This window comes from Rhodoferax sp. (assembly GCF_028689305.1).
In the GTDB taxonomy this organism is placed as follows: domain Bacteria; phylum Pseudomonadota; class Gammaproteobacteria; order Burkholderiales; family Burkholderiaceae_C; genus Rhodoferax.
In genome coordinates this window covers 23,221-32,829 of the sequence record NZ_JAQTWM010000036.1, presented here as the reverse complement: position 1 = coordinate 32,829, position 9,609 = coordinate 23,221, and the positions used below count along the sequence as shown (strand labels likewise).

At 60.8% G+C, this 9,609-nt stretch carries 12 protein-coding genes; 9 read left to right on the top strand and 3 right to left on the bottom strand.

Annotation, left to right across the window (positions count from 1 at the left end; translation table 11 throughout):
• The 6 genes from PHW99_RS09410 to cydX all read left to right on the top strand — a co-directional run.
• The coding region (locus PHW99_RS09410) for a biopolymer transporter ExbD (protein ID WP_300176145.1) at positions 1-182 on the top strand (182 nt) is incomplete at its 5' end.
• 146 nt (positions 183-328) lie between these two features.
• Positions 329-778, top strand: a complete 450-nt coding sequence (locus tag PHW99_RS09405) for a DUF2946 domain-containing protein (RefSeq protein WP_300176142.1) — start codon at positions 329-331, stop codon at positions 776-778.
• A gap of 115 nt (positions 779-893) precedes the next feature.
• A complete protein-coding gene (gene cydP / locus PHW99_RS09400) occupies positions 894-1,124 on the top strand; it encodes a cytochrome oxidase putative small subunit CydP (RefSeq protein ID WP_300176139.1) in 231 nt (76 codons plus the stop codon).
• Positions 1,121-2,734 (top strand): cytochrome ubiquinol oxidase subunit I, encoded by a 1,614-nt coding sequence (locus PHW99_RS09395; protein ID WP_300176136.1) that lies wholly within the window; start codon positions 1,121-1,123, stop codon positions 2,732-2,734. The genes cydP and PHW99_RS09395 overlap by 4 nt, the downstream gene beginning before the upstream one ends.
• A 1-nt stretch (position 2,735) precedes the next feature.
• Positions 2,736-3,872 (top strand): cytochrome d ubiquinol oxidase subunit II, encoded by a 1,137-nt coding sequence (gene cydB, locus PHW99_RS09390; protein WP_300176133.1) that lies wholly within the window; start codon positions 2,736-2,738, stop codon positions 3,870-3,872.
• Between the two features lie 26 nt (positions 3,873-3,898).
• On the top strand, positions 3,899-4,003 hold the full coding sequence (gene cydX, locus PHW99_RS09385) for a cytochrome bd-I oxidase subunit CydX (protein WP_223907070.1): 105 nt from the start codon (positions 3,899-3,901) through the stop codon (positions 4,001-4,003).
• A gap of 128 nt (positions 4,004-4,131) precedes the next feature.
• Here the strand turns inward: cydX and PHW99_RS09380 are convergent, their stop codons facing one another.
• On the bottom strand, positions 4,132-4,566 hold the full coding sequence (locus tag PHW99_RS09380; RefSeq protein WP_300176127.1) for a four-helix bundle copper-binding protein: 435 nt from the start codon (positions 4,564-4,566) through the stop codon (positions 4,132-4,134).
• Between the two features lie 130 nt (positions 4,567-4,696).
• On the opposite strand from PHW99_RS09380, the gene PHW99_RS09375 reads away from it, so the two are divergent.
• Both PHW99_RS09375 and PHW99_RS09370 read left to right on the top strand, forming a co-directional pair.
• The gene (locus tag PHW99_RS09375; RefSeq protein ID WP_300176124.1) at positions 4,697-5,407 is read left to right on the top strand and encodes a PhaM family polyhydroxyalkanoate granule multifunctional regulatory protein; all 711 of its coding nucleotides are present in this window, start codon (positions 4,697-4,699) and stop codon (positions 5,405-5,407) included.
• 31 nt (positions 5,408-5,438) lie between these two features.
• On the top strand, positions 5,439-6,713 hold the full coding sequence (locus PHW99_RS09370; RefSeq protein ID WP_300176121.1) for an FIST N-terminal domain-containing protein: 1,275 nt from the start codon (positions 5,439-5,441) through the stop codon (positions 6,711-6,713).
• A gap of 5 nt (positions 6,714-6,718) precedes the next feature.
• Here the strand turns inward: PHW99_RS09370 and PHW99_RS09365 are convergent, their stop codons facing one another.
• Positions 6,719-7,471 carry a PhnD/SsuA/transferrin family substrate-binding protein gene (locus tag PHW99_RS09365; protein ID WP_300176118.1) on the bottom strand — a complete coding sequence of 251 codons (753 nt, stop codon included), beginning with the start codon at positions 7,469-7,471 and terminating at the stop codon, positions 6,719-6,721.
• 215 nt (positions 7,472-7,686) lie between these two features.
• Complete coding sequence (locus tag PHW99_RS09360; RefSeq protein WP_300176115.1) at positions 7,687-8,049, bottom strand: roadblock/LC7 domain-containing protein; 363 nt, start codon at positions 8,047-8,049, stop codon at positions 7,687-7,689.
• 161 nt (positions 8,050-8,210) lie between these two features.
• On the opposite strand from PHW99_RS09360, the gene PHW99_RS09355 reads away from it, so the two are divergent.
• A complete protein-coding gene (locus PHW99_RS09355) occupies positions 8,211-9,548 on the top strand; it encodes an MFS transporter (protein WP_300176112.1) in 1,338 nt (445 codons plus the stop codon).
• Positions 9,549-9,609: the final 61 nt, after the last annotated feature.

Here is a 9,609-nt window from a genome sequence, read left to right as displayed (position 1 = left end):
CCCCGGTGGCCGAGGCCGACCTGGCCACGCTACTGGGTGCAGAGTCCGCCAAACAACCCCAGCCCGAGTTGCACATTCGTGGTGACAAGGCGGTGCGCTACGAACGTGTGGCGCTGCTGATGACGGCAGCGCGACAGGCGGGGTTGAAGAAGATCGGGTTTGTGACGGATCCGGTGAATTGAAGCGGCAGCAGTTTGTTGTTGAAAATGATGCCTAGCCCGCATGATTAAACGACATTAAGCTATCAAATAGATAGCTTATCCGATCTCGATCGGCGACAAATATCAAATCCGGGTTAAGTACACTGTCAGTCTCACGGTTTCATCCCATGACTGCCCGTCACCGCCTTGTTTCAACCTGGATCGCCATTGCGGCCATCCTGTTGAACGCGCTGATGCCGACGCTGTCACTGGCGGTTGAGCCCAGCCGACATCCGGGCCAGCAAGGTGGAGCACAGTGGGTCGAGATTTGCACCACCCAGGGCTCAAGCTGGGTGCAGCTGGGGCCGGATGGCCAGATTCTGACGCAAGCGTTGCGACCGACGGATGATGCGCCGGCCACTGCCCACAACGGTCATTGCCTGTATTGCCTGACGCACGCCGCATCGTTTGGCTTGCCGCCCGCACCCGCCATAGTGCTGCCGATATGGCCTGCGGTGACCCACCTGTTGCCCCATGCAGCACTTCAGAATCACACACGTCTGATCTGGCTGATTCCTGCAGCCCGTGCGCCACCCCGCACCGCCGGAGTTTTGTTCGCCAGCACACTGTACGGATGACCTCTTCGGTCTAGAGTCCCACCGCTTGGCGTTTTGATTTGAAGCCGTTTGTCCGGGGCGATCACGGCCTGGACGTGTGCTTCTGCCCATTCCTGCTCGATTCTTGAGGGTCACGATGACGACGCCACACCCTGTCGTATCTGCGAAAACGGCCAAACGTTGGCATCAACGCTTGCGCCGTGAACTGATCGGGGCCATTGCCCTGAAGCTGGTCGTGCTGTTTTCGCTGAAAGCAGCCTTCTTCCCCCACCGCTTGCCTGCATCTGAGGCAGCGCAAGGCGTGGCGGATCGCATCGCGTCATCCCGTGCCCCCACCCATGAACCTCTTTCCAAGGACCAACCATGATTTCTGAATCCGTGGTGGATGTGTCGCGACTACAGTTCGCGGTCACCGCCCTTTATCACTTTCTATTCGTCCCGCTGACGCTGGGGCTGTCGTTCCTGCTGGCCATCATGGAGACGGTTTATGTCTTGAGTGGCAAAACCATTTACCGTGACATGACCAAGTTCTGGGGCAAGTTGTTTGGCATCAACTTCGCGTTGGGTGTGACCACCGGACTGACGATGGAGTTCCAGTTCGGCACCAACTGGGCCTATTACTCGCACTATGTGGGCGACATTTTTGGCGCACCGCTGGCCATTGAAGGGCTGCTGGCCTTCTTTCTGGAGTCCACTTTTGTGGGGCTGTTTTTCTTTGGCTGGGAACGCCTGAGCAAGGTCGGGCACTTGACCGTGACCTTCATGGTGGCGATAGGCTCCAACCTGTCGGCGGTGCTGATTCTGATTGCCAACGCCTGGATGCAAAACCCGGTGGGCTCGGACTTCAACCCGGTCACCATGCGCATGGAACTCACCGACTTTTACGACGTGGTGTTCAACCCGGTGGCGCAGGCCAAGTTTGTGCACACCGTCAGCGCCGGTTATGTGACCGCGTCGATCTTTGTGCTGGGCATCAGCAGCTGGTATTTGCTCAAACAACGTGACCGGGGTTTTGCCCTGCGCTCGTTTCGCATTGCCGCTGCGTTTGGCCTGGCCTCAGCTCTGTCGGTGATTGTGCTGGGTGACGAGTCGGGCTACAGCGCGGCAGAGTCACAGCAAGCCAAGATGGCCGCCATGGAAGCCATGTGGAAGACCGAACCCGCCCCTGCGGGCCTGACGCTGTTTGGTATCCCCGATGAGGCCACACGCACCACGGCTGCCGAAATCCGCATCCCCTATGTGCTGGGCCTGATTGGTACGCGCACGGTGGACAAGACCATTCCCGGCATCGACGAGCTTGAAAAAACCACCGCTGCACGTATCGAGCGCGGCATCCAGGCCGTCAAGGCGCTGGAAGAACTGCGCAAAGACCCGAAGAACGCCGACAAGCTGGCGAGCTTCACAGCGGTCAAAGCTGACCTCGGTCATGGCCTGCTGCTCAAGAAATACATCGACGATGTGGCGCAAGCCACGCCTGAGATGAAGGCCCGCGCCGTGGATGACGCGATTCCACGTGTCGCCCCCTTGTTTTGGACCTTCCGCGCCATGGTGTTGATCGCGGGTCTGATGCTGGCGCTGATGGCCGTGGCCTTCTGGTCGTCGGTGCGCAACCGCATTGAGTCGCGCCCCTGGCTGCTTAAGTGGGCGCTGTGGAGCATTCCGCTGCCCTGGCTGGCCTGTGAAGTGGGCTGGTTTGTGGCCGAGTATGGCCGCCAGCCCTGGACGGTGCAGGGCATGCTGCCCACCCATTTGTCCACCTCGGCCATCAGTGCGGGGGCAGTGATGGCCTCGCTGGCCGGTTTTGTGGGCTTCTACACCTTGCTGCTGGTGGCCGAGCTGTACCTGATGTTCAAGTACGCCCGCCTGGGGCCATCGAGCCTGGGCACCGGCCACTATGCGCTGGAACAACGCCCGCCCGCCAGTGGCGCATCAGCGGCCCCGGTGTATGCCGCCATCCCATCCAAAAAGGAGATTTGACATGTTGGACTACACGATCCTGAAATTGGTCTGGTGGCTGCTGGTGGTTGTGCTGCTCATCGGCTTTGCCATCATGGACGGACACGACATGGGCGTAGGTGCGTTGCTGCCTTTTGTCGGCAAGATCGATGATGAGCGCCGCGTTTTGCTCAACACCGTGGGGCCGCACTGGGAGGGCAACCAAGTCTGGTTCATCACCGCCGGTGGGGCCATCTTTGCCGCCTGGCCGCTGGTCTATGCCACGGCGTTTTCGGGCTTTTACTTTGCGCTGATGGCGGTGCTGTGGGCCTTGTTTTTCAGGCCGGTCGGTTTTGAGTACCGCAGCAAGGTGGCGGATGCGCGTTGGCGCACGGCGTGGGACTGGGGCCTGTTTGTCGGCGGGGCCGTGCCCGCACTGGTGTTTGGTGTGGCCATTGGCAACGTCATCACCGGTGTGCCGTTTCACTTTGAGGACAGCATGATGCCGGTCTACACCGGCAGCTTCTGGGCGCTGTTCACGCCGTTTGCGCTGCTGTGTGGCGTGGCCAGTTTGTCGCTGCTGCTGTTTCATGGGGCCAACTACCTGCAATTGCGCACCGAAGGCGTTTTGGCCGAGCGCGCCCGCACCGCGGCGTTGCTGTTCGGCGTGATCTTGCTACTGGTGTTTTCTCTGGGGGGCGTGCTGGCGGCAGGCATGCAGGGCTACCAGATCACCTCCAGCGTGGTGCCGGGGGAAGCCGTGTCGCCGGTGGGCAAAACCGTGGTGATGCAAGCCGGGGCCTGGATGAACAACTACCACGCCCATCCCTGGACCTGGGCACTGCCAGCGCTGGCCTATGTGGGGATCGTGCTGGGGCTGCTGGCGGCACGTCAGCGCAAGCCTGGTCTGGCCTTCATCGGCAGTGGCCTGGCCTGTGCGGGTGTCATTCTGACGGCGGGGGCGGCGATCTTCCCGTTTGTGCTGCCTTCCAGCTCACACCCGGGTCACAGCCTGACGGTGTGGGATTGCGTGTCGAGCCAGCGCACGCTCAACATCATGTTCTGGGTGGCCCTGGTGATGACCCCCATTGTGCTGGCCTACACCAGTTGGGCTTACCGCGTGATGCGCGGCAAGGTCACGCTGGCGCAGGTGCAAGCCCATGGCAAGGCGCTTTACTGAACAACTGACTCAAAGAGGAATTGAACATGTGGTACTTCACCTGGACTTTGGGCATCACGATGGCCGTGCTGCTGGCGGTGGTCAACGCCTTGTGGTTTGAGGCGCAGGGCACGGATCCAGACGACCAGTAGGCGCGGTTTCTGTCAAAACGCACGGCAGGCAGGATGGGTGCCTCCGTGTGTTACGGATTAAGGAAAAAAATGGCTCTAGCCCGCGTCAAATAATCGTGTTTAGCTTCTTATTTTATAGCTATCAAAGATCAGGCCGCCACTGCTTTGCACTGCTTGGCGCAGGCCGCGCAGGCGTCGCCGCAGTCCTTGCATTGCTGATGTTTCTTGTCGTGTTTGCGGCATTCTTTCTCACAGGCCAGGCAAGCCTCCATGACGGTTCTGGCCAGCGCGGGCAGGTAGGCGGATTCCTGGGCGGCCAGGCTTTGCAGGGCGCCGCACAGGGCCAGCATTTGGCTGACCGCTCTGGCACAACCGGCCATCTCCTTGTCACCGTTGCCCAGCAACTCCAGGCAGTGGCTGACGCAAATTTGCCCTTTCACCAGACAGTCCGAGGTGGCAGCCAGCAAGGCGGCATTGGGGCCGCTGGCGCCGTGGTGGTGGGCGTGGCTGGTGTCTTGAGCAATGGCGTTGCCCGCCAAGGTGGCCAAGGCAACGGCGCTGGTGATGAAGTGACGTTTGTTCATGTGTGGTCTTTCGTGGGTAAAGGCCAAATCATAAATCGGTGCCCGGTGGCGGCGGGCCAAATCAGTGCTCACAGGTCACACACATTGCGGTAAGCTGTCGCCACCTTCAGCCATTGCACAGGAGACCGCCATGAGTGATTCAGAAAACGCCGGTTTTGCCAAATTTGTCCCCGGGTTCGACTTTTTGCAGAACCTGGCCAAGGGCACCTCGGAGGCCGTGCCACAAATGCCCAATCTGGCCAACTGGATTGCCCCCACGCTCAATGTGGAGGAGCTGGACAAGCGTATCGCCGAGCTCAAAGCGGTGCATTTCTGGCTCGACCAGAATTCCAAGGCGCTGGCGGCCACGGTACAGGCGCTGGAGGTGCAGAAAATGACCCTGGCCACGCTCAAGGGCATGAACTTCAACATGGGGGATGTGGCCAACGCCTTCAAACTCAAGGCGGCCGATTCGGTGGCGTCCAGCGTCCAGAAGGTGGCGGACAAGGCGGTGGCCACCGCCAAAACCGTGGCCGATGTGGCGGAAAAGACCGAAGAAGTGGCCAAGAAGGTCGGCGGTGCCGCCAAACCCGCCGTTGCTGCAGCGGCAGCCGGACTGGTGGACCCCATGCAACTGTGGCATTCGCTGACCCAGCAGTTCCGGACCATCGCCGCCAGTGCCATGAAGGAGGCCAGCAAGGCCACCGCCATGGACATGGGCAAGAATCTGGCCAAAGGCGTGGCCAAGGAGGCGATCAAGGCCACGCAAAAAGCTGCCGCCGGGACGGCGGCGAAAAAGGCGCCGGCCAAACGGGCGGCGGTGAAACAAACGGCCACCAAGCCGGCCAGCCGCAGCCGTTGAACCGACGCGGGTCAAGCAGTCAGGCGATGCCATGAAACTGTTTCCGTACGCCCACGCGACGCACCCGCAGTGGGTCATGGCGGCCGGGCTGGTGCTGGCGCAATTGCGGGCACAGATCGCGCTGCATGGTTATGCCAGTGCGCCCACGCTGGCCTTGCTCTACATCACCGACCATTACGCGGCCCAGGCGCAGGACATCCTGGCCTACCTCAGTGGCGAGCTGCCCGAGATCACGGATTGGGCCGGAACCGTGGGGGTGGGGATTGTTTCCAACAATGTGGAATACGTGGACGAACCGGCGTTGGCGGTCATGTTGTGTGAGTTGCCGTCGGACCAGTACCGGGTGTTTTCCGGGGTGGCGCCGCTGGGCATGGCTTTTGAGGCCCACACTGCGCTGGTGCATGCTGACCCGCACATGGCTGATTTGCCGGAACTGATTGAAGAACTGGCCGAGCGGACCGATTCGGGTTACCTGTTTGGCGGCCTGTCGTCGGGTCGGGGCAAGCAGGTCCAGTTTGCCGTGGCAGGGGATGGCAATGTCAAGGGCCAGGGGGCGGCCAGCGGGGTCTTCAGTGGTGGACTCAGTGGTGTGGCCTTTGGGGCGGGGGTGGGCATGGTGTCACGGGTGACGCAGGGGTGTTTGCCGGTGGCCAAGGCGCATCAGGTCACGGCTGCGGACCACAACGTGGTGCTGGCGCTTGATGGCGAGCCGGCGCTGGCGGTGTTGTTGCGCGAACTTCACGTGAGCCTGGATGAGCCCCGTGAGGCCTTGCAGGCAGTGCGTGCCACGCTGGTGGGATTGACCGAACATGATCGCGCTGGCGTGGTTGACGCTGCCAGCATCACCCGTACTGGCCATTTTGGCAGTGACGTGCTGGTGCGCCACATCATTGGTCTGGACCCCGGTCGCTCAGGGGTGGCGCTGGCGGTGCCGGTCAGCGTGGGGATGGAGCTGGCGTTTTGTCAGCGCCATGTGCAGGCGGCCCGGGCCGACCTGAAACGCGTTTGTGCTGAAATCCGCGAGGAGCTTGAGCCGCAGGAACTGGCCCTGGCATCTGCCACCGCACTGGCGGCGTCCGAGGCGCAGGCCGCCCCGCATCCGGATCGCGGTATCGCCGGCGCCATTTATGTCAGTTGTACCGGGCGTGGAGGCGCCCACTTTGGCGGGCCAAGTGCTGAACTGCAAATCATCCGGCAGGCCCTGGGGGATGTGCCTTTGGTTGGATTTTTTGCCAGCGGTGAAATTGCGCGCAGCCATTTGTATGGCTACACCGGGGTGCTGACGGTATTTACCGCAGCGGGTTGAAGTGGTCAGTTGAGCCAGGTGGTCATCTGGTCAAGCATGGACTCGGCATCTTCCGGGCTCATGGCATCAAAGCCCCGCGGCAGGCCCAGGGCGTCCAGCACATCACGATCGGTTGTGTCCTGCCCCAGGTCCAGCAGGGCCTGCTGGAGCGCGGGGATCTGTCCACCAATCCTGCTGGAGCCGAGCATCACATGTGAGAGGGGCCCGATGTCGCTTTCGACCAGAGGCCGCAACTGGCTTCGCGTCAAGCGTGAGAGTGAGGCAAAGGCATCAGCCAGGAAGATGGACGCCTGCACCTCGTTCCTGATCAGCAGCCGCACGGCGGCCTGGTAGCTGTCGACATGAACCCACGCGACGCTGGCGTGGCTCAGGCCGGCGGGCTCAAGCAGGTGCAGGGCAAACTGTTTGACGTCATCGTGATTGGTCACAGCGATACGACAGCCGGGTTGGAGGTCCTCGATCCGCGACAGACTGGATTGTGCGTTGCTGACCATGACCATTTCGTCAAAATGATGGGCCGGCCTGGCCAGCGCAATGTAGCCCTGTGTGCGGATCATGGCCGTGGCATGAAACGGGTTGGCGTAAACCAGGTCAACGGTACCTGAGGTCAATAAATGGGCCTGTTCCTGTGCGCAGGTGGGCGTCAGCAAATGCAGGTTGATGCCGGAACGGCGTTGCAGTCGCGTGTTCAGCATATACCAGCCGGCAAAACGCTCAGGTGCAAAATCAGACGCAATCATGAAGTTGAGTCGATTCATGGTGATTCCTCCGGGGGCGGCCACTGTTGATAAATCCGACCGTAGCGTAAACGAGTAGCAGCCACCACCTTGCACCGGTGTCAGATGCATTTACATTGTTTACAACTGTTACAGTTTGATGGGTGGTGGTGTGGGAAAAACAGGCCCCATCCGGGCAGGTTGTTCACTTGCCGCCGCCGGGACTGGCGTTGGGGTCAAGCCCACGATGAAACGGATCAAATCAGCTTGGACAAGGCCTCTGCCGCCCTTTTGATGTCGAGAAAAATCAGTCCCAGCTTGGCATTCGATTTGGCCAGCACGGTCAGCACGGCTTCCGGGCCGGCCGCCGTCATGATGACGTAGCCTTGTGCCCCCTGGATCAGCACACGTTCCAGCTGACCACGTGTGAGCTCCTTGGCCGTGCGTTCGCCGAGAGACAGCAGGGCGGCAGACATTGCGCCAATGCGGTCTTCGTCCATGCCTTGTGGCAGGGCGGATGCCATCATCAGACCGTCGGTGGAAATGAGAGCTGACGCCTCAATGTCGGCGGTGGAGCCGTTGAGGTCTTCCAGCGATTGCTGGAACATATCCGTACGCATGGTTGTCCCCTGTTTTTTTGTTCAATATCAGAGTTTAGTTATTTTTTGAAAAACTCGTTATCACTTTTGTAAAAAGTGTAATTTGACATTTATCAAATAAACAGGGAATGATTCGGCGTGTGGTGCATGGCGGAGCAAGATGGCTTGGCTATCATCGCCGGATGACCAAGCAAGAACCAAACGACACACCGCGCAAAAGTTGGCTGACCACGTTAAAGGTCTATCTGGAGCCGCCGTCGGTGCGGATGCTGTTGCTGGGGTTCGCCGCCGGGCTGCCCTTGCTGCTGGTGCTGGGGACCTTGAGCTTCTGGCTGCGCGAAGCCGGCATTGACCGCACCACCATTGGTTACTTGAGCTGGGTCGGTTTGGCCTACGCCTTCAAATGGATGTGGGCGCCGCTGGTGGATCGACTGCCGATCCCGGTGCTGACGCGGCTGCTGGGGCGTCGCCGCAGCTGGCTGCTGCTGTCGCAGCTGGCCATTGTGCTGGGGCTGGTGGCAATGTCGTTCAATGACCCGCAAGTGGCCCTGACGCCGGTGGTCTGGGGGGCGTTGGCGGTGGCTTTCGGCTCGGCCACGCAGGACATTGCGCTGGACGCCTTTCGCATCGAGTCCGCCGACGTGGACCGGCAGGCGGCACTGGCCGCGGCGTACCAGACCGGTTACCGGCTGGCCATGATCTGGGCCGGCGCCGGGGTGTTGTGGATTGCTGCACATGCCGAAACCTCGGTGGTGACGGGTTACCAGCACGGGGCTTGGCACACCGCCTATCTGGTGATGGCGGCCAGCATGGCGCTCGGGGTGGTGACCGTGCTGGCATCCCCGGAGCCCTTGCGCCGCGTCTTGCCGCCAGCCAAAAATGCCGTGGACTGGTTGCGCGGTGCGCTGGTGGAGCCATTTGCCGACTTCTTGCGCCGTTACCGCTGGCAGGCCGTGTTGATCCTGGCACTGATTGCCACCTACCGCATCAGCGATGTGGTGATGGGCATCATGGCCAATCCGTTTTATGTGGACATGGGCTACAGCAAGGCTGAGGTGGCGACCGTCACCAAAGTCTATGGGGTCATCATGACGCTGGCCGGGGCGTTTGTCGGTGGTGCGCTGGCCATGCGCCTGGGGGTCATGCGGGTGCTGCTGCTGGGCGCTGTGCTGAGCGCCGCCAGCAACCTGCTGTTTTCCTTGCTGAGCACCCGTGGGCATGACCTCACCGGGCTGATCCTGGTGATCTCGGCCGACAACCTGTCCAGCGGCATCGCGTCGGCCGCGTTCATCGCCTATTTGTCGAGCCTGACCAATGTGAACTATTCGGCTACCCAATATGCCCTGTTCAGCTCGATGATGCTGCTGCTGCCCAAATTTCTGGCGGGTTATTCCGGGCGCTATGTGGATGCCTTCGGTTACACGAATTTTTTTGTGGCCACCGCGTTGCTGGGCTTGCCGGTGTTGTTGCTGGTGTGGCTGGCTTCCCAGGCAAAATTGGCCCCTAGCCCGGATAAATAGGTCATTATTAGCTATTAAATTTATAGCTACCGGGGTGAGTGTTTACCTGAACTTTACCTGC

Bases quoted from the DNA above. Each gene is read 5' to 3' on its own strand.
- PHW99_RS09355 (WP_300176112.1), top strand. From the start codon at position 8,211: ATGACCAAGCAAGAACCAAACGACACACCGCGCAAAAGTTGGCTGACC.
- PHW99_RS09365 (WP_300176118.1), bottom strand. From the start codon at position 7,471: ATGAATCGACTCAACTTCATGATTGCGTCTGATTTTGCACCTGAGCGT.
- PHW99_RS09375 (WP_300176124.1), top strand. From the start codon at position 4,697: ATGAGTGATTCAGAAAACGCCGGTTTTGCCAAATTTGTCCCCGGGTTC.
- PHW99_RS09360 (WP_300176115.1), bottom strand. From the start codon at position 8,049: ATGCGTACGGATATGTTCCAGCAATCGCTGGAAGACCTCAACGGCTCC.
- PHW99_RS09405 (WP_300176142.1), top strand. From the start codon at position 329: ATGACTGCCCGTCACCGCCTTGTTTCAACCTGGATCGCCATTGCGGCC.
- cydB (WP_300176133.1), top strand. From the start codon at position 2,736: ATGTTGGACTACACGATCCTGAAATTGGTCTGGTGGCTGCTGGTGGTT.
- cydX (WP_223907070.1), top strand. From the start codon at position 3,899: ATGTGGTACTTCACCTGGACTTTGGGCATCACGATGGCCGTGCTGCTG.
- PHW99_RS09395 (WP_300176136.1), top strand. From the start codon at position 1,121: ATGATTTCTGAATCCGTGGTGGATGTGTCGCGACTACAGTTCGCGGTC.
- PHW99_RS09370 (WP_300176121.1), top strand. From the start codon at position 5,439: ATGAAACTGTTTCCGTACGCCCACGCGACGCACCCGCAGTGGGTCATG.
- cydP (WP_300176139.1), top strand. From the start codon at position 894: ATGACGACGCCACACCCTGTCGTATCTGCGAAAACGGCCAAACGTTGG.
- PHW99_RS09380 (WP_300176127.1), bottom strand. From the start codon at position 4,566: ATGAACAAACGTCACTTCATCACCAGCGCCGTTGCCTTGGCCACCTTG.